Origin of the sequence: Pedobacter sp. L105 (assembly GCF_009765875.1) — a bacterium.
GTDB lineage: Bacteria > Bacteroidota > Bacteroidia > Sphingobacteriales > Sphingobacteriaceae > Pedobacter.
The window spans coordinates 15,387-34,510 of record NZ_LMUP01000002.1 but is presented as its reverse complement, the minus strand read 5'-3'; the positions used below and the strand labels follow the sequence as shown (position 1 = coordinate 34,510).

General features: G+C 39.1%; 18 protein-coding genes and 1 riboswitch. Of the genes, 9 read left to right on the top strand and 9 right to left on the bottom strand.

Features of this window, described 5'->3' with window-relative positions; genetic code table 11:
• Positions 1-2 precede the first annotated feature (2 nt).
• The 3 genes from GSQ84_RS01365 (at position 3) to GSQ84_RS01355 (ending at position 4,288) form a co-directional block, all read left to right on the top strand.
• Positions 3-1,175 (top strand): heparan-alpha-glucosaminide N-acetyltransferase domain-containing protein, encoded by a 1,173-nt coding sequence (locus GSQ84_RS01365; RefSeq protein WP_158795461.1) that lies wholly within the window; start codon positions 3-5, stop codon positions 1,173-1,175.
• A 94-nt stretch (positions 1,176-1,269) separates the two neighbouring features.
• Positions 1,270-2,355, top strand: coding sequence for a glycoside hydrolase family 18 protein (locus GSQ84_RS01360; protein ID WP_216848844.1), 1,086 nt, complete (start codon positions 1,270-1,272; stop codon positions 2,353-2,355).
• Between the two features lie 97 nt (positions 2,356-2,452).
• Positions 2,453-4,288, top strand: coding sequence for a glycoside hydrolase family 9 protein (locus GSQ84_RS01355; RefSeq protein WP_216848843.1), 1,836 nt, complete (start codon positions 2,453-2,455; stop codon positions 4,286-4,288).
• A 68-nt stretch (positions 4,289-4,356) separates the two neighbouring features.
• On the opposite strand, the gene GSQ84_RS01350 is transcribed toward GSQ84_RS01355, so the two are convergent.
• Complete coding sequence (locus GSQ84_RS01350; protein ID WP_158795459.1) at positions 4,357-7,257, bottom strand: triple tyrosine motif-containing protein; 2,901 nt, start codon at positions 7,255-7,257, stop codon at positions 4,357-4,359.
• 316 nt (positions 7,258-7,573) lie between these two features.
• Here GSQ84_RS01350 and GSQ84_RS01345 point away from each other — a divergent pair, with 316 nt between their 5' ends.
• On the top strand, positions 7,574-8,338 hold the full coding sequence (locus GSQ84_RS01345; protein ID WP_158795458.1) for a ThuA domain-containing protein: 765 nt from the start codon (positions 7,574-7,576) through the stop codon (positions 8,336-8,338).
• A gap of 42 nt (positions 8,339-8,380) precedes the next feature.
• Here the strand turns inward: GSQ84_RS01345 and GSQ84_RS01340 are convergent, their stop codons facing one another.
• Entirely contained in the window at positions 8,381-9,145 is a 765-nt protein-coding gene (locus tag GSQ84_RS01340; RefSeq protein WP_158795457.1) for a ThuA domain-containing protein, read from the bottom strand.
• 236 nt (positions 9,146-9,381) lie between these two features.
• Here GSQ84_RS01340 and GSQ84_RS01335 point away from each other — a divergent pair, with 236 nt between their 5' ends.
• The gene (locus tag GSQ84_RS01335; protein ID WP_158795456.1) at positions 9,382-10,611 is read left to right on the top strand and encodes a ThuA domain-containing protein; all 1,230 of its coding nucleotides are present in this window, start codon (positions 9,382-9,384) and stop codon (positions 10,609-10,611) included.
• A gap of 10 nt (positions 10,612-10,621) precedes the next feature.
• Here GSQ84_RS01335 and GSQ84_RS01330 read toward each other — a convergent pair whose 3' ends face one another.
• On the bottom strand, positions 10,622-10,837 hold the full coding sequence (locus tag GSQ84_RS01330; RefSeq protein ID WP_158795455.1) for a hypothetical protein: 216 nt from the start codon (positions 10,835-10,837) through the stop codon (positions 10,622-10,624).
• A 36-nt stretch (positions 10,838-10,873) separates the two neighbouring features.
• A complete protein-coding gene (locus GSQ84_RS01325) occupies positions 10,874-11,566 on the bottom strand; it encodes a hypothetical protein (protein ID WP_158795454.1) in 693 nt (230 codons plus the stop codon).
• Between the two features lie 190 nt (positions 11,567-11,756).
• Between GSQ84_RS01325 and GSQ84_RS01320 the strand changes: the two genes are divergently transcribed.
• Positions 11,757-12,587 carry a S1/P1 nuclease gene (locus tag GSQ84_RS01320; protein WP_158795453.1) on the top strand — a complete coding sequence of 277 codons (831 nt, stop codon included), beginning with the start codon at positions 11,757-11,759 and terminating at the stop codon, positions 12,585-12,587.
• Positions 12,588-12,639: 52 nt separating this feature from the next.
• Here the strand turns inward: GSQ84_RS01320 and GSQ84_RS01315 are convergent, their stop codons facing one another.
• Complete coding sequence (locus GSQ84_RS01315; protein ID WP_158795452.1) at positions 12,640-12,804, bottom strand: hypothetical protein; 165 nt, start codon at positions 12,802-12,804, stop codon at positions 12,640-12,642.
• Positions 12,805-12,885: 81 nt separating this feature from the next.
• On the opposite strand from GSQ84_RS01315, the gene GSQ84_RS01310 reads away from it, so the two are divergent.
• Together GSQ84_RS01310 and GSQ84_RS01305 are read left to right on the top strand one after the other, a co-directional pair.
• Positions 12,886-13,362 carry an N-acetyltransferase gene (locus tag GSQ84_RS01310; protein ID WP_158795451.1) on the top strand — a complete coding sequence of 159 codons (477 nt, stop codon included), beginning with the start codon at positions 12,886-12,888 and terminating at the stop codon, positions 13,360-13,362.
• 116 nt (positions 13,363-13,478) lie between these two features.
• Complete coding sequence (locus GSQ84_RS01305; protein WP_158795450.1) at positions 13,479-14,807, top strand: serine hydrolase; 1,329 nt, start codon at positions 13,479-13,481, stop codon at positions 14,805-14,807.
• Between the two features lie 9 nt (positions 14,808-14,816).
• Here the strand turns inward: GSQ84_RS01305 and GSQ84_RS01300 are convergent, their stop codons facing one another.
• Genes GSQ84_RS01300 through thiM form a run of 4 tightly spaced genes read right to left on the bottom strand, consistent with a single transcriptional unit; the run spans position 14,817 to position 17,724 of the window.
• Positions 14,817-15,470, bottom strand: a complete 654-nt coding sequence (locus GSQ84_RS01300) for a TenA family protein (protein ID WP_158795449.1) — start codon at positions 15,468-15,470, stop codon at positions 14,817-14,819.
• Positions 15,457-16,290, bottom strand: coding sequence for a bifunctional hydroxymethylpyrimidine kinase/phosphomethylpyrimidine kinase (thiD, locus tag GSQ84_RS01295; protein WP_158795448.1), 834 nt, complete (start codon positions 16,288-16,290; stop codon positions 15,457-15,459). The genes GSQ84_RS01300 and thiD overlap by 14 nt, the downstream gene beginning before the upstream one ends.
• Positions 16,287-16,928: a thiamine phosphate synthase gene (gene thiE, locus GSQ84_RS01290; RefSeq protein ID WP_158795447.1), complete on the bottom strand. Its 642-nt coding sequence runs from the start codon at positions 16,926-16,928 to the stop codon at positions 16,287-16,289. The genes thiD and thiE overlap by 4 nt, the downstream gene beginning before the upstream one ends.
• Positions 16,915-17,724: a hydroxyethylthiazole kinase gene (gene thiM, locus GSQ84_RS01285; protein WP_158795446.1), complete on the bottom strand. Its 810-nt coding sequence runs from the start codon at positions 17,722-17,724 to the stop codon at positions 16,915-16,917. Before thiM ends, thiE begins: the two co-directional genes overlap by 14 nt.
• Before the next feature lie 50 nt (positions 17,725-17,774).
• Positions 17,775-17,868: riboswitch (TPP riboswitch) on the bottom strand.
• Positions 17,869-18,437: 569 nt separating this feature from the next.
• On the opposite strand from thiM, the gene GSQ84_RS01280 reads away from it, so the two are divergent.
• Complete coding sequence (locus GSQ84_RS01280) at positions 18,438-19,124, top strand: hypothetical protein (RefSeq protein ID WP_158795445.1); 687 nt, start codon at positions 18,438-18,440, stop codon at positions 19,122-19,124.

Here is a 19,124-nt window from a genome sequence, read left to right as displayed (position 1 = left end):
TGATGTCACAATTACCTAAACGACTTTTATCAATTGACGTACTCCGGGCTGTAACCATGTTTTTAATGATATTCGTTAATGACGCGAGCGGAGTAAAACACATTCCGTTATGGATAGACCATGCAGAAGGAACTGCAAATGCAATGGGCTTTGCAGATACCATTTTTCCGGCCTTTTTGTTTATCGTTGGATTGTCCCTTCCTTTTGCTATCAGCAATAAAATCAAAAAAGGAGAGTCTTCCACAAAAATCATCATCTATATCCTTAGTCGCAGTGCGGCCTTGCTGATCATGGGTTTTTACCATGTGAACCTGGAAGAATATAGCGCTGCTTCATTACTACCCAAAGCCGTGTGGGCATTAATCATTACCGTTGCTTTTTTCATGATATGGCTGGATTATCCGGAAACTATGGAGAAAGCTAAAAAGTATAGCCTAATGGGAATAGGAGTAGGGTTACTGGTAGTAATGGCGGTGCTCTATAAAGGGGGGAAACCCGATATGCCGACTGGTATGCGGCCAGGATGGTGGGGAATATTGGGTATCATTGGCTGGTCGTACCTGGTTTGTGCACTGGTATATTTTTTTACCAAAGGAAAGCTGGGGTTGTTATTACTGTTTCTGATCTTGTTTGCGGGAGTTAATATCGCCGCACATACCGGGATGATCACACACAGGCTTTGGTTAATAGGCGATGGATCTTCAGTAACCTTAACCATGGGCGGTATCGTAATTTCAGGATTGTATGCGCAACTGGTAGCAAAAGGTAAAACGCAGCAGCTTTGGCTGATCCTTGCCGGGGCGGGTATCCTGGCAATTGCGCTTGGTTTGATCATTCGCCCTTATGCAGAAGGAATTTCGAAAATACATTCTACCCCGGCGTGGGTATTTATTTGTAGCGGCATCACCATACTGGTGTTTGAAATGGCCATTTATCTGGTAGATATCAAGGGAAAGAAAGATCTCTTTAAATTCATCAGCCCCGCCGGAACAAGTACGCTTACCTGTTACCTGATGCCTTATTTTCAAGTATATCTTTTCAGGTTATTTCATGTGATCTATCCTCCATTCCTTAATACAGGAGCAGTTGGCTTAATCCGCTCGGTGTTGATGTCGCTGCTGTTAATTACACTGGTAGGGTTGATGGAAAAGAAAAGATTGAGACTAAAAATTTAATCACCCAGACTGATAACTTATGATAAATTTATACTTAAAACATCCAGGTCAAAAACTACCTGCATTAAGGCTCCTTTTAATGTTGGGCTTATTGATGATAGTTTCAGCGGTGAATGCACAAAACAAGGCGGCTCATAAATATGTGGTGATCGGCTATGTTGGCGGTTACAAAGGTTTAGTAGATACCAGCGTGCTGGATGTAAAAAAGCTAACGCATATCAATTATGCTTTTGTTAATATACAGCATAACCGGGCGTGGTTAACAAACCTCAAAACAGATTCTGTTAATTTTAAAAACCTGAACCTGCTTAAACAAAAGAACCCGGACCTTAAGATCCTGATATCTATTGGCGGCTGGGCGTGGAGCGGTAATTTTTCTGATGCCGCACTTTCTGATACTTCCAGAAAGGCTTTTGCAGCAAGTGCCGTAGCCATCATTAAACAGTATCATCTGGATGGTATTGATATCGACTGGGAGTATCCCGATCAGTTAGGTATAGGCAACGTACACCGCCCGGAAGATAAGCAAAACTATACCCTGCTTTTCCAGGCATTACGTGCAGAACTGGATGTCATGCAGCAGCAAACCGGACAAAAGTTATTGCTGACTGCCGCAGTAGGTGCTTTTAAACGTTTTTTAGAGCATACCGAAATGGATAAAGCCCAGGCTTACCTGAACTATATCAATCTGATGACCTACGACTATTTTCAGGACAGCCTGGGAGTTGCTATTCACCATACCAATCTATTTCCTTCAAAAATTTATCATACAGGAGATTATGCCGCTAAGGCTGTGGCAGATTATATAACGGCAGGAGTGCCCGTTGGTAAACTGGTTATGGGACTTGCTTTTTATGGTCGCTCCTCTATCGTAGCGGATGATGTAAACCACGGACTGGGCGGGAAAACAACTTTACATGCCCAGGGTGGCGGTTATACTTTTCTTAAAGATAGCCTGATAAACCGGAAAGGATTTAAATATTACAAAGATAATGATGCTAAAGCTGCTTATTTATTTAACGGGACCACCCGGCAATTCATCTCTTTTGATGATGAGTGGTCGGTCAAAAATAAATGCAAGTATGTAAAAACAGAAAATATGGGCGGGGTGATGTTCTGGGAATATGCCGACGACAAGAAAGGATATCTTTTAACACAGGCCTACAAGTCTTTAAATTAACGCTCAACTATCCAGCTCTTTCTTTGTTGGGAGGGCCTGATAATGGCTTACTCGGTTAAGGTGGAAGGTGAATAAAGCTAATTTTTAAATAATTTTTATGAACTTATTCAACAGGAAAAATGGAATACTGAATATCATGTTATTTATTCCTTTTTTTCTTCAGGCACAATCTGTAAAAGTTTTGACTAACCATGTGGGTTATGAAGACAACAAGGCTAAACAGGCCATCCTGGTAGCCGATAGTAAAATAACTGTTCCAATTTTTAAGGTGATTGATATGAAAACTGGTCGGCCTGTATTTAGCGGAAAACCGGTGTTCAGCGGTACAGTAGATCAGTGGAAGAAATGGCAATTCTGGACGATAGATTTTAGCAGGTTTACAACTGATGGTAGCTATAGGATTGAAGTCAGCTCAGCAAAAGGAGGCGTTTCTTCGTATCCTTTTTTAATCGGGAAAAATGTACTGGAAGGCGCTACTTTATCTGATGTGGTATACTACTTTAAAGGTCAGCGAAGTTCAGGCCTGCTAGACAAGGCCGACCATCATTTGGCCCTGGCAGGTACTTCAAAAGATACTATTGATGCCCATGGCGGATGGTATGATGCTACTGGTGATTATGGTAAACATCTTTCCCATCTTTCTTTTTCCTCATTTTTTAATCCCCAGCAAATTGGTTTAACCGACTGGAGCCTGTTTAAAACATATGAAGCTTTACACAGTAAACCAGGAACAGATTTCCGCCAGATCAACAGGCGTGTGCTGGATGAAGCCCTATACGGAGCAGATTACCTGGTGCGTATGCAGGTGAAAAACGGATCTTTTTATCGTTCTGTTGCTGCACCTGGAGCCGGGAAGTTGCCACAGGACAGGGTGATCCAGGCTGAAGAGGGGAGTTACCGGATCAAACAAAGCAGTGATCAGGCTTTCAGTAAAAAGATGTCTGGCAAGAGTTTAAAGAGTTATGAAGTGAGCTATCGCTCAGGTGGAGGAATGGCTATTGCTTCCCTCGCCATGGCGTCTGCTTACCCTGTTTCGGGTGATTTTAGTCAGGCCGATTACCTGAAAGCTGCGGAGAATGCTTTTGCCTTTCTGGAAAAGGAAAATCCGCAAATGGATTATGATGGTCAGGAAAACATACTGGATGATTATTGTGCATTGAATGCCGCCACAGAATTATATAAAGTAACCAAAAAAGAAGTCTATAAAAGCGCTGCCGAAAAAAGGGCTGGCCAGTTGATGGACAGGCTGATTTCCGGCATGAATTATAAAAATTACTGGCGTGCCGACAATAAAGACCGTCCGTTTTTTCATCCCTCTGATGCGGGAATGCCACTGGTGAGCCTGTTGTATTATTATCCTGAAGCCCCGGCAGAGATGCAGGTTAAGATAAAAAAAGCCGTACACAAATCTATGGATTTTGAATTGGCGATTACCAGAGAGGTGAACAATCCTTTTGGTTATAGCCGCCAGCTGGTGCAGGATACACTGGGCAGTAGGCGCAGCTCCTTTTTCTTCCCGCATGGCAGTGATGCATCGCCATGGTGGCAGGGGGAAAACGCAAGACTGGCCTCAATGGCTACGGCTGCAAAAATGGCCGCAAAGCTGTTTACCACCGATAAGCTTTTCCATGATCAGGCAGAAATTTTTGCCTTAAATCAGCTGAACTGGATACTCGGTTTAAATCCTTTTGATGCTTCTATGCTTCAGGGAACTGGTCATAATAATCCTACCTATGGCTTTTTTGGAACCTTTGAATACACGAACGCACCGGGAGGAATAGTGAATGGAATTACTTCAGGTTTAACCAATGAAAAGAATATAGATTTTAACCGCTCTTACAAAGAGATCCATAAAGATTACGACTGGAGATGGGCAGAACAGTGGCTGCCCCATAACGCATGGTACCTTTTGGCAGTGGCTACAAATGAATGATGCTGCTATGGGTAATATCTATGTATAAAATCTTTGTGTAAGAAAGTCAACAGTAATCTACATGGTTATTAAGATGGGGTTTGTGTTATCCTGATTAAGAAATCGTATAGGTTTACCTCTGTTGTCAATTCCATTTTCTTACGGATACGGTACCTGCTGATCTCTACTCCCTTAAGCGAGATATTCATCAGCTGGGCAATCTCTTTAGAGCTCAGGTTTAGTCTTAAATACGCACATAACTTTAAGTCTGTAGAGCTTAAACCTGGATACTTGTTCTTTAAAATCGTAAGAAAATTATTGTGTACCTGGTCAAAGTAAATGGCAAACTGATTCCAGTCATCATTTTTTTTCTCAATTTCATCCAGTAAACGGAACACGCTCCTGAACTCATGTTCCGGATCAGGGATGCTTGTATTCTTCATTAAGGTAAGCAACGCCTGTTTGATATTCAGTAAAATGCCACCCCGTTCAACGAGATGCATCGTAACAGTAGCCAGTTCTTTGTTCTTAAACTGCAGCTCGGCTTCCAGACTTTCTTTTTGTAAGGTAATGATCTCTTTTTCATTTCTGTCCAGCTCTAGACTGTGTAAATAATTCAGCCGCACCTGTTCTTCCTCATATTTTTGCTGATGGAGTATAAATCTCCTTTTCTGCCAGGCTAGAATCTGTGTAAGTGCGTAAATGGAGATAAACACATACGCCAGATTGGCCCAAATCGTTTGGTACCAGGCAGGGTCAACCACAAAAGTATAACTTACAGGAGATGACGCATGTCCTAAATTGTTGCGTCCCCTTATAGAGAAAGTATAGGTTCCATAGGGTAGATTGGTGTAATCCTTTTCCGTTTTTAACGACCAGCCAGACCATTCTTTATCAAATCCTTCCAGCTTATAGCTAAATTCTACATTGCTTTCCTGTCCATACAAAGTAGAAGAATATTCGAAATGAAATGAATTCCATCGCTTAGCCAGGTGTATAGTCTTGTGCGTATGGGCAGGATTATATCCCCCATAAATTAAACTGTCTTTGTTATCTATAGTTTTTACTGTACTGAGCAACACCCGGAATGGCGTACGGGATTGTGAATACTGGCTATAATTGAGATGATACATACCATCATTAGCACTGATAAAAATATTTTGGTTATTATAGGGATAGATAAAATCAGATCCTTTTGTTGTTTGGGCATTCAATTCAGAAAAATAGATGACAGCATAAGGCCGGTGCGCTTCTTTTTTCCTGAAGTCGATTACGCCGACACAATCATCGCTCACAAACCAGATATTATGTTCGGCATCTTCAGTTAAATATTGTACGCTTCTTTGTTCAAAAATAGGTTTAAAGAAAGCGGAAGGAACAAATTTTTTGATTTTAGTATCGTATTCAAACACCCCATGTGCTGTGGTAAATACTACCTGGTTACGGATGCGGTAGATCTGGTTGTTTAAAACTGATGGCAGGCCTTCTTTTTTTGTTAAGATCTGGTAGTTGACAATGCTTTTTCTATCAGATGAAATCTGCATTCTATAGATACCACGGTAGGGATTTGATGCCCACAGGATGTCAGGCTTATCTGTTACTAAATTACCGAGCGACTCATAAATGCCTTTAATTTTCCCATCGTCCTTCAGCTTGCCGTTCACATTTTTTATCAGTTCCAAACCCGTATAAGTTCCTGCAATCAGGTCCGGCTCAGCCGGGAAAGATTTAATGGACCAAACTCCTTGTCTGGTAGTAATGGGAATGGCTGTATTATCTTTAATGAGAGATGCGCCTTCATGATGTCCAAATAAAAGCTGATGGTTTAGTTCTGTAAGGTTTAGTATTTCGCCTCTGGTATTAGCTACCTCGGTAAATATTCCTTTATTATCGCTCAGGTCTTTTTTAGAAAGATCAATAGGTACGCTGTATAATCCATTTGACGTACCGATGTATAATCTTTTGTTAAAGATCCTGATGGCGCTGCTTACTGTTTGAATTTCTTTGACGGGGTGGATATGTTTAATGGCTGTATGGTAATTGATAAAAGAGATGCCATTTTCCAGGCCCAGCCACAGGTTTTGGTCGCGATCGCTTAAAATACTCAGTACTTTTGCATTTTGCAGTCCCTCAGCTGTAGAAAACCTTTGGATCAGTTCTCCCTTTTTGTCGATAACCAACATCCCGCTTAGCGCAGTGCCAATGGCATAACGGTTATCTTCTATTTTTTTTGCACAGTTGATCAGGTCGTACGCAAAAATATGATCTGCAAGTGTAGTCTTTTTAGTTAGCGTATTGCCATGTAACAAATATAGTCCGTTTTTTAAAGTAGTGACCAGCAGGGTATCTTTTTGATAATCCATAATCCCTGTAACACGGAGAGGGCTGCCTTCTTTTTTCGTAAAAGGAGAAACCCATTGCCCGTTTTTGAAAACCATCAAACCGGAATCCCTGTCCTGAGCATAAACCTGGTTACCGGCTTTATTCATTAAAACCCAACCACCATTGGCATCAAAGACCTTTATTTTATTGTTTTTGTACTGAAAAATAGCTTCTACAGTTCTAAAAAAGATCTGATGGTCAATAATTATAATATCCCATATATCCGCGAACTGCCTTGCTACAGGTGGTAAAAGTTGTTTAATGGAATGAAATTTTAAAATCCCGTTTTCATCGGGAAGAAAATATCCAAGTTCATCCTGGCCGCCCACGTAGATCTTGCCATCGGTATCAATGGCTAAAGATTTAATGGGTGTTTTATTCGGCATAGAATAATGCTTCCAGTAACTGCCATTAAAGGTTAGTAGTCCATCGTTATTGGCATAGTAGAGAATCCCGTTGCTGTCCTGATGAATATCCCAGATTTCTGTAGCCGCATTGTAGTCAGAGCTTTTGTAATTCTTTATAGTGGGTAGGCCTATAGTTGCTTGTGCTAGTGCTGTAGATAGTAAAACACGACAAAAAATAATCATAAAAATGATTCTTTTCATTGGATACAGTTGGTTTAAAGGTGATGAAACCTGCATTATTTTTCTACGGGCTAATGCAGGTTCATTAAGTTAATTCGGTTAAGAATAGGGTGATAATTATTATGCTAAGCCTTTAATAACTACTTAGAGTGTGTAAATTACTTAAAGAAAAGCCGATAAGAGAGGAAAAACGTTAATTTATATCGTAAAAAAGCAGATACTTAAATTTCTATCCCGTGATCTTAAAAAAATGAATAAAATGATTTAAAGTAGTGCTGATGTAGTGGTGCGTATGCCGGTTTTCATGATACTTTTGCAGGGTAATTAAAATTTGAACATGAAGAAGGTTGGATCTACGTTTGTTTGTTTTCTTTTATCCATTTTTATGGTATGCGCACAACAAAAAGCGCCCAAATTTAGGGTAATAGCGCTATATGAAAATGGAGGGCACCACATAGATTATTCAAAAGCAGCCATAGTATGGCTGGATAAATTAGCTGCGGATAATAATTTTGCTATCGATTATATTCAAAATACCGACCAGATAGATGATCAGTTTTTATCACAATATCAGTTGTTCATTCAACTTGATTGCGCACCTTATGCATGGAAAGAAAAGGCAGCTGCGGCTTTTCAAAAATATATTACTGAAGGAAGGGGAGGCTGGGTCGGTTTTCATCATGCTACCTTAATCGGTGAATTTGACGGTTATCCAATGTGGAACTGGTTCCATGATTTTATGGGAGGTATCCGGTTTAAGGATTACATTGCTACTTTTGCAAAGGCTACGGTAAATATAGAAGATAAACATCATCCTGTAATGAAAGGTATCCCATCATCTTTCCCCGTTCAAAAAGAAGAATGGTATACTTATGATAAAAGTCCGCGACCAAATGTACAGGTATTGGCCACAGTAGATGAGTCTAGTTATGAGCCGGATTCTAAAATTAAAATGAATGGAGATCATCCTGTAGTATGGACTAATCCTCATTATAAAGCCAGGAATATTTACATCTTTATGGGGCATTCCCCAATCCTGTTTCAGGATAAGAATTACACCAGATTATTCAGCAATGCAATCTTCTGGGCGGTTGAGAAATAACAGCTTTTTACTGGCCTAAATAATCCGATCGTTAAACCCGTCTTATTTTTTTGCAGCCCAGAATATCGCATTTCTTACTATTGCGGTGTAAGCTTCATTTTGAAATAAGCCGGGAAAATGTCCCATCGCTATATATAAGTTCCTGGCCTTCACATGTTCATTGGTCCATATTACCGGATGATCTCCCATTTTCACCGTTTTTTCTGGCAGATAGGTAGATTCATCAATACTTGCGAGTACATGGACATTTGGTCGGGGGCTCTGGTTATAGGTGTACCATTCATCTTCAGTGCTGAATGATGTTGGTACCCCTTTCATTACTGGATGAGCTTGATCTTCAACATGCAAAAGCGCAGACGTTCCGCCAGGTATATAGTCTTTAAATTGAATGTCTCCCATAAATTGACTATACCATTGCCACATTGGATTATTGTCAAATATGCCTAACAAGGTAGGATGATGAAACCCGATCCATCCCCCTTTTCCTTTATCAATGTACTCTTCAAAAGCTTCCTGCGATTTATGGCTCCATGGATAGGGTGGATAGTTCAACTGAATGAAAAGCTGATATTGGGCTAAATAATGGCTGGTAATAGGTTTAATATCTGTAATATAATCTATCGTAAAATTACTGTCGGCCGCCAATTTATTCAACCATATTTTGGCTGCTTCAGTAAAAAGCGCATGGCCTCCTCCAATTTCTGCAATCGCTACTGCCTTAAATCTTGGTTTTTTAAGGGTTTGTGCCGGAAGGATATTAATTATTGATAACAGGCTAAAGGCTAAAAATAAGAGTGTTTTTTTCATGTGGAAATGTGGAGGCTGAGCTTCAGGGTAATTACAGGCTAATCATATGGTTTAACTGCATCAATGATGGAGAGATAAAAGTAAAGCTTGACCGGCGGAAAATCATCCTTTTGAATTGATATTAGTTCTATGTAGTGTTAAAGTAGGGGCTGGTAATTGAGGTTTTGATCAGCTGCTGGTGATATTTGAAAAGCAATAGCTATTATTGATCATCTTTGCTTTACATCGCTCTTTTTATGAAAACTAACTGGATTATTATCTTCTTTATCTTGTACCCACTGATAAGTCCTGCTCAAAGTAAGATTGTTTTGCCGATGCAGGATGGAATCATCTGTTATGAGAAAGATATAAAGGCCGCTGAAAATTTATCCAGGGATGAGTTGTTTAACAGGGCATTGAAATGGGCGAAAAACTCATTTCCTCTTTCAGTAGCCAGTGTAAAAACAGCTAATGAAATTACGGGCGAAATCGAAGGGAACGGAGTTTTTAAAATTGTAACCAGCAGCAGCGGGAATTATTATTTGATAAAGTTTGCTGTGCATATCATAGTGAATGATGGTAAGTATACAGTGAAAATGACTGACCTTTATGAGAAGCCGATAGAAAAAGGGATCTCTAATGAATATTCTAAAATCGGTTATAGGTGGTGGGACTACAGGCAAGGGAAACCATGGTCGCCCGAAGATCAGGTACTTTTTTCACAAATAGATGTGCACATTACCGGTTTACTAACTGCCCTTCAGCGAGAGATGACTTCTCCTTCTGCGGCGCCTAAATTTAAAGTGCTGGCATTGTATACCACAACTGTAGAATCTGATCATGTAGATTTTGCTAAAGATGCCATTAGGTTTTACCGAAAAATGGCTGCTAAAGATGATTTTGTTTTTGATACTACTACCAATTGGAAAAATCTGAATGATGAAGGATTAAAGAAGTATCAGGTAGTGATCTGGCTGAATGACTTTCCGCAAAATGAAACTCAGCGGCAGGCGTTTGAGCATTATATGAAAAATGGAGGTGCGTGGCTGGGATTTCATGTGGCGGGTTACAATGACCAATACACGAAATGGCCGTGGTTTGTCGACTTTTTTGGCGGAGCTGTTTTTTATAATAATAACTGGCCGCCCTTACCCGCCAGGTTAATTGTTGATGATAACCATCATCCTGCTACCAGACATTTGCCATCTGCATATATTTCCACCCTGAATGAGTGGTATGGATGGAAACCCAGTCCCCGCGAAAATAAGGATATTAAAGTATTGATCACGCTGGATCCTTCTAATTACCCACTCGGTAAAAAGGATATTATTAGAAATGGAGATATCCCTGTGGTATGGACCAATACCAGGTACAACATGTTATACATGAATATGGGCCATGGCGATCAGATATTTAATTCTGCTACACAAAATCAGCTATTTGAAGATGCTGTGATCTGGCTGGGTACAAAAAGTAAAAAACAATAATCTAAATGAATTAATTATTTCTAAGTTTCATTCTCTCTTTTTTTACGAAATTTAGAGATACAGGAACTAAGTCGCATATTTGTTGATCAGGTAGATTAGTCTTATAAATAAGGTTGTGTATTATTTGTTCTCTTTCTTGCTTGGCCCCTATTTTAATTCCTTTCTTTATTCCCTGGCTTTCTCCCTGGTTTTTTGCGTCCTCTAATAATAATTCTTCCAATCCCATAGTTATCCTTTCTTTCTTTAGTTGATTTAATTGTTTTTAAAATTTAATATTTATTTCATTACTGTCAAAATTGATATAATAATTAATGAAGTTCATTATTATCCTGACCTTTTCTTTATTCAGGCCTTTTGATAATAATTGTTTAACCAGATTAGTTTTTACCGCTAACAGCTGCTGATCACGTTGCCCATTATCTTTAATTTTTTTGCTCATCAATACTGTCTTAGCCGCTAAAACCACCAATGCAAATGGGTTATTACTGGCCAGTAATTCTTCCTCTTTCTGATTTGCTATCTTATAAGTTTTAAAGGTGTACAACAGGCTTGTACTTAAAAGTTCTATCGTAAAAAAGTTTGGTCTTTCTATAGTGTTGGCTTCTGTGAAAATAGCATAGGCAGTGATATGTTTATTATATTTATCAAACAGGTGATAATAAAAGGTAAACATCCTTTTTCCAAAATCCTTTTGGTATTTCCCCTGTACCTCAACATGTACCAGGATATATTCTTCCTGTCCATTTTTAGTATATACTTTAACCAGTTTGTCTACTATTTTTGAAGAATGCCTATTTCCCTTTGATGGAACTTCCTGTAATAGTTCCTTGTCTAAAAAATCGAAACCTCTTTCCAGATCAAGAAGACGCTCTGCTTCGGGATCTATAAAACGCAGAAAGTCGTCGAAAGCATCTTCTAAAATGCCTTTCCATAAAATATCCTCATTCCGTTTCATGAAGCAAATGTAATTAACATTTTAAATATTTAGATAAATAAAGTAAATAAAATTAACTAATTATTATTTAATATTCTTATTAATAGTAATTTTGACTAATTTTATATATCAGAGATAATTTATGATGATCAAATTCTTCATATTCGCTTAACTTTAGATCATCGAAATTTGTACAATTATAAAATATCAAATGAAACAAAATTTACTATTATCAGCCTTTGTTATATTCTCCCTTATTCTTATATCCTGGGGAGTAACGGGTCACCATGCAATCGGTAAAATTGCCGAAAACCATCTGAGTTCAAATGCACAAGCTGCTGTTAAAGATTTGCTGGGTAATGAAAATATGGCGGATGTAAGTACATGGGCAGACCAGTTAAGGATGAAGCCGGAATTTAAATACACTACGCCATGGCATTATATCAATCTTCCACTGGGCTTAACCTATACGGAATTTAAAGATAAGGTAGAGCACATGACAGAAGACAATGTGTACAGCGCGATGTTAAAACAGGAACAGATACTGTCAGACTCTAGCTCTACAAGAGATAAAAAGATAGATGCACTTAAATTTATAATCCACTTTGTAGGAGATCTTCATCAGCCAATGCATATTAGCAGGGCAGAAGATCAGGGGGGTAACACCATTAAAGTAAATTATGAAGGTAAAGAAACCAATTTACACAGTCTTTGGGATACCAAATTGGTAGAACACCAGGGTTTAAATTATGAAGACCTGGCAGCTAAATACGATCATATTCCGGATGGAAAAATTAAACAATGGCAGCGTGATCCATTGATCAAATGGATGTGGGAAAGTTACCAGATCAGCAGTACACTGTATAAAGAAGCAGATGAAACTAATGGCCACGAGATAGACGAAAACTATTACAAAAAACATATGCCAATTGTAGAACTAAGAATCCAGCAGGCAGGTATACGGTTGGCTGGGGTATTAAATGATATCTTTAAGGATACTACGGCTAAAAGCGAAATGTCTGGTACTGCCCCGATTCAATAATTTCATAATTGTTATTCCCCGTAATCAATATTTTATGGGGAATAACAATTGTTTACTTATCCTGTTCGTCCGCTGATGGTTTTGGGCCATTTTCATCTTCTCCCTGGCCGTCTGCATATTGGTTATCTTGTGTTCCTTCATGCTCCTGTCTTTTCATTTTATCGGTTGATCCGCTGACAGATGATTCCGCTTCTTCATGTTTTTTACCGTTTTCCATAATGCTTTTTTTGTGGTTAACAGGTAATTATTGCTAAAGTTTTAAAATTATTATCTTAGCACAGTATACGGCCAGCCCTTTATGGAAATTATACCTACGGATATATTGAGCAGTTATCAAAAAATAGCTGTTCTCAAACTTTGGAATTTGGAATATCCGGAGCAGCTCCAATGCAAAACGATGGCCGAGTTTGAACACTATCTATTTACCCTGGCTAATGTAAATCATTTCCTGTTGTTAGATGATGCCCATGAAATAGTAGGCTGGGCTTTTAAATTTACCCGTGATACCGCTGTCTGGTTTGCGATTATTCTGGATGGTACTATTCATCTGAAAGGATTTGGCAGTTTACTTTTAGATCAGCTTAAAGACAAAGAAACATCGTTGAATGGCTGGGTGGTTGACCATAACCATTACCTCCGGTCCAACGCTGAAATTTACCGTTCCCCATTAAATTTTTACCTGAAGAATGGTTTCCGGGTAATAGAAGATGTACGTCTGGAACTTCCGCATTTATCAGCGGTTAAGATTACCTGGAAAAAAACTGATGATTGTTAATCTAAGTTAAAAGGTTCAGGGATCAAAAATATATCGGTAGATTCGCCGTTTAACATACATATTTGGCCAATTGATCGATATTTGGTCTTTCTCCGCCAGGTATACAATGCTTAATCATGAAAAAATCCATTTTAACCTCTTTGCTGTTCATCAGTTGTGTTTGTTTCACCCACGCGCAATCCGTAAATAAATCAAGAATAGATAGCTTACTGACCGCTGTTGCGGCCGACAACCAGGGAATGGGCAGTTTAGCTATTTCACAAAATGGAGCTATAGTTTATCAAAAATCTACCGGCTTCAGTGCTGTTAATGGAGATCATCATCCTTTAGCTACAAATAAAACACGTTATCGTATTGGCTCTATCAGTAAAATGTTTACCGCTGTAATGATCTTTCAGTTAATGGATGAGCATAAACTGCAACTGGATACCAAGTTGTCTGTATATTATCCTGAACTACCAAATGCTGATAAAATTACCATCAGCCAAATGCTTAATCACCGGAGTGGACTGCATAATTTTGTAAGGGATTCAATTTACCAGTCGGATATGGTTAAGCCGCATACAGAGGCAGAAATGATTGCCATGTTTAAGGACGATGCGCCAGATTTCGAACCTGATAGTAAAGCAGATTATAGTAATACCAATTATGTGCTGCTGGGTTATATCGTGGAAAAACTGACTAATATGACTTATGCACAGGTCTTAAAACAACAGATAGTCAATAAAATAGGACTTACGGATACTTATTACGGGGCTAAAATTAATCCCTTAAAAGGTGAGGCTTATTCTTACCAGTTTAAGAACACCTGGCAAACCGTACCGGAAACGGATATCAGTATTGTAGCTGGGGCAGGAGGAATTGTTTCTACTCCAGACGACCTGGTAAAGTTTATCAATGCCCTTTTTAATGGTAAACTGATCAGTGAGGTCGACCTGAGCTTAATGAGAACATTTAGAAATGGTTTTGGTATGGGCATGTTCCAGTTGCCTTTTGGTAATAAAAAAGCCTATGGACACAATGGTGATATTGACGGTTTTTCTTCTGTTGTAGGTTACTTTCCAGAACAAAAAATGGCTTATGCCTATTGCGCCAATGGTGTAGATTATCCTATAAGTAACCTAATGACAGGTGTTTTAAATATTTATTACAATATCCCCTATGATATCCCTGTCTTTCATACGCCTGTACTCACTGCAGGTCAGCTGGATAAATATATTGGTAATTACTCCTGCCTTAATTTACCTATAAAGATTGTGGTTACCAGAGACGGAGGAACTTTACTGGCCCAGGTTACCGGGCAGCCATCATTTATACTTAAACCACTGGGCGACGATAAGTTTGGTTTTTTAAGGACAGGCTTAGTTTTTAATTTTAAACCTGCCAATTTTGAATTTGTGTTGGAACAGGGCGGCAGTGCCTATATGTTTACCAAAGATCAATAAACGGCTGTACTAAATTGGCCATTGTTCCATTTTATAGGCACTATCCCAAAACATCCATTCTAATTTGGAAGCCATGATGAAAGCTTTAGTCATCTGTTGTTGTTGTACCGCTGAACATTGCGATGCAACATCATCACAAATGGCAATGGCCTTTTCTACCAGCAGCCCGAAATCTTCCCCTGCATAGGTGTTGATCCATTCCTGATAGGGATTATTCTCGCTGTTCTGGTGTTCATAAATATAGTCGCCCACTCTTTTGTAGATCCAGAAGCAGGGTAGTATAGCTGCTATGGCTACTTCAACCTGGTCAAGAATTGCTTTAGTCAATAAAAACTGGGTGTAATTCTGGCAGGTTGGCGAAGCTTCTGTAATGCCGCTTACTTCAAACTGCTTAAAATAACCTTCATGTAATGACCGTTCTACCACTACTGCGCCTTCCGCAAAGCGGATAAAATCCAGCGTGTAAGGATTGTTAAAACACCTTGCGGCTATCAGCGATAAAGCCCTGCTAAACTCGCCCAGGTAAACTCCATCCTGCTGCATATAAAATTTAAAGCGGTCTATTAATAACTGTCCTGTTAATAATTCCTGATTGAAGGGCATCTCAGTAATACTGTTATAGATTTCTTCTATGTTGTTCCAGGCATTTTCACTCCATTTCATATAACTGTAATTTTTGAGGATTAAAAAAATGATTTAAAGGGCCATGACCGTGACCTGTTTTTACGTGTTGTCCATAAAAAATTGCGTTATGGATATATTCCCTTGCTTTGGTTATTGCGTCAATTAAAGTGCAGCCCAGAGAAAGGTAAGCTGCAATGGCTGATGATAGCGTACAGCCTGTTCCATGCACATTTTCGCTTTTTATATAAGTAGATTCGAAGATCTTTTCCTCTCCTTTCTGGTCTATATAAACGTCGTATAATTTCTTGCTTTTAAGATGTCCGCCTTTTAAAAGAACTGCAAAACAACCGGTCTGTAAAAGAGATTTAGCCGCAGTACGCATTTCTTCGACATTGTTAATTTTTTGCTGTACTAAAATCTCTGCTTCATCTAAATTTGGCGTGATCAGCATCGTCATCGGGAACAAAACTTGTTTCAAAACAGACACTGTATCATCTTTGATTAATTTGTCTCCACTGGTAGCTACCATTACCGGATCGAAAACAATAGGTGTGTTTGTGTAGGCTTTTAAGGTGTCGCTAATGGTCATAGCCAGTTCAGAGCTGTGTACCATGCCAATTTTAATGGCCAATGGAACTATATCATCCATTACGGCCTTAATTTGCCCCTCTACAATCCCGGAAGGAATGCTATGGATACCGGTTACGCCCAATGTATTTTGAACGGTAACTGCGGTAATTGCCGAAGTGCCGTAACATCCTAAGGCCGAAAAGGTCTTGAGGTCGGCCTGTATACCGGCACCGCCTCCGCTGTCAGATCCGGCTATCGTTAATACTGCTGGATATCTATATTGTTTCATGAATTAGGGATTGCTTTTTCAATTTCATTTCTAATTAATGCCGCTGCTTTTTCCGGATCATCAGATGAACAAATGGCAGAAATTACCGCCAGGCAATTTGCTCCGGCAGTAACAAGTGCCGATGCATTGCCAGCGTGAATATTACCTATGGCTACCAAAGGTTTATCTGTTAAGGAGCGAACTAATCGCACGCCTTCCAATCCCCATTCTATAAGGGTATCTGTTTTGGTAGTGGAGGAAAATACCGGACTTAAGGCGATATAATCTGAAATGGCAGCGTTATTTGTTTTCAGCTGATCGAGATGTTCAAGGGAATAGCCGAGTATTCCTGCATCCGGCCACTTTGTTTTGACAGCAGCTGGCGACAGGTCTGAATTGCCAACATGGATACCTGCTGCATGGCTTTGCATGGCAATAGTTAAAGAATCGTTTACAATTAACGGCACATTGTATTTATCCAGCAATGCTTTCAATTTTAATGTCTTATAGAGGAATTGTTTTTCATCCAGTTCTTTTTCACGGATCTGAACCAGGTCTACACCGCCTTTTACAGCGGCCTCAACTACGTCAAAGAAATCCCGTTGCCGGCAAGCCTGCTGATTAGTAACGAGGTACAGTTTATATTTAAACGACGACATGTCCTTCTTCTATATTTAATAAACGAATAAAATCATCTTCCTTCAGCGTAGCCAGAACATCCAGAAAATTCATTTGGAGACTTCCCGGGCCATTGGATAAAGTTGCAGCCTGTTCCCCTGTCACACCCATTAAGGCCATCGCTGTAACTGTTGCGTCAAATAGATTTTCAGGAGTAGCAGCACAAAAGGCAGCGATCAGTGCTGTGGCGGTACAACCCATTCCTGTTACCCTTGCCATTAGCGGATCGCCATTTTTCAATTTCACCAGCTTTCCATGGCTGATAATACTGTCGGTAGCTCCAGAAATACAGATTACAGCACCGGTAGTTTGGTTCAGCTGAATGGCGGCGGTAATAGCTTCTTCAGTTTTATGGGTACTGTCAACTCCTTTGGTCTGGCTGTTCATTTGTGCCAGTGCCATAATTTCTGAGGCATTACCCCGGATAACCGAAGGGCGATAACTAATCAGTTCCTTTAATATTTCATTTCGGTAAGCGGTAGCTCCTGCACCTACAGGATCAAGGATCCAGGGTTTTGATAGGGTATTGGCGCATTGAATAGCGATACGCATACTCTCTACCCAATATTCGTCGAGTGTACCAACGTTAATGACCAGTGCACCCGAAATCTTAACCATATCTTCCATCTCCAGATGGGCATGTGCCATAATCGGGGATGCTCCGGCCGCCAGTAGAGCATTAGCCGTCGTGTTCATCACTACATAATTAGTGATGCTGTGTACAAGGGGAGAGGCCTTTCTTAAATTTGTAATATAATTCCAGAGTTGCTGTTTCATATCAATAAAATTTGCAGCGAAAGGATGTTCCTTAGAACAGAAGACGGTATTATACCCATTTTGCTTTTTCCTACGCCGGTACTAACCGGATCAGGTGCAAAGTGTATGATCTCAGTCCGTAAAAGGACACCACTAAAGCTTTACAAGTTTAACGATTTATTACGGGATTTTAGGACAAAAAAAATAAAGCATTACGATAAATATGAAATCCTCAATTCGTGAATTAAGGACTTTAATTTTTATAATTTATTATCAATACTTTAAACGTAAAACATGAAAGCACATTGTGGTATGCGCCCGCATAATCGGGTTCACAGATAATTTGCAAAGTGTCAATACTGAGCTTATACTGCGCTATTTATGCGCTAATAATGCGCTTATTGTTATCGAAGCCGTATTATCAGCTGTTGTTAAGCGCTGGATAAGCGCAGCTACCTGAATTTTGCAGACTGCATTTATCTTTAACTTGAAACGGTGACAACGTATTGTAGCTTCTCTGCAGGATGTGCTAATGGTGAAATTAAAATGTCGGAAATCTTCGGAAATTACCGGAAATTGTCGGAAAAAATCACAATAATTGATATTTTATTTCTTATTTATAAAAAATGAGTTTTATATTTAATTAAAAAAACATGGCAAGAGTAACTAAAAAACACGTCTCCGGTGCAGTGGGTCCCGTAGTGATGAAAAATTTTAAAGATGGCCGGCAAACTATGGCTATCAAGTCCGGAAAAGTAAAGCAAACGGAAAAAACTAAAAAATGTTCTACGGTCTACAGTTTAGCCATTCAGCTGTCAAGTGATATTAAAACACAGTTTAGTGAGCGTCTTCACAAATTTCAGGATGGAACAATGCACAACCGTATGAACTCAGAAATAAGTAAGATTTTATATGACTCGCGTGATGGTGAGGAAACAAAATTTGAGTTTACTGAAAATAGTTTTGATGGACTGTCTAATTTTGAATTTAATACAAATTCGAAACTGATTGATTTTTTACGGGTAAAACCGTCAGTAAATTTAACCGGCAATAACTTAGTCGTATCACTGCCTGAATTAAAAATTCCTGCAAAGCTGAAATTCATACCTGAAAGCAAGTTTTGTAAATTGAATGTATATGTTGCGTTATTAAGATTGAACAATCCCAAGCCTAAAGCTGTTAAATCTCAAAGTGTATTAGTTGATATAAACCAGGGAATTTTAAATGCACATAAATTTCAATTTAAAGTACCAGATGGTTGTGTATGTCTGGTAGGCGTTTTTCTTGACTATTTTTATATACTCGAAGAGTATAAGGTTTTATTAAATAATAAAGATTTTAATCCCTCTGCGATCTGTGCGGCGATATTTACCCCCAATGTATTAGATGAAAATGGCAAATTCATTTATTCAAAAGATTAA